Raw genomic sequence first — 264 nt, 5'->3', positions numbered from 1 at the left:
GGTTGCTGCCGAACACCATGAGGTTCCCCGTCTTGCCCGTGTGGGTCGGGCTGTTGTACTGGCCGTTCTCCAGGAAATAGAAATTCCCCGAAATCTTTTCCCATTGCCAGTCGGCCTCCACAGGTACATAGGAACCTGTCGCCGCCGTAAGGGTATACTGCAGATAGCCGTTGGGAGCCGCGTCGCTCAGGAAACACGGGGCGCTTTCGGTCGGACAGTAAGGCCCGATGATCGAAGCCACAGGCGTACCTACGGTGATGGTCT

At 58.3% G+C, this 264-nt stretch carries 1 protein-coding gene; it reads right to left on the bottom strand.

The window, feature by feature from the left end:
• A partial coding sequence (locus tag G6047_RS00080; RefSeq protein ID WP_169525262.1) for a hypothetical protein occupies window positions 1-264 on the bottom strand: 264 nt, incomplete at both ends.

The sequence above is a fragment of the Flavobacterium silvaticum genome (genome assembly GCF_012911565.1).
GTDB classification, from domain to species: Bacteria; Bacteroidota; Bacteroidia; order Flavobacteriales; family Flavobacteriaceae; genus Flavobacterium; species Flavobacterium silvaticum.
The sequence above is the reverse complement of the archived record's forward strand: the minus strand, read 5'-3'. Positions and strand labels throughout refer to the sequence as shown.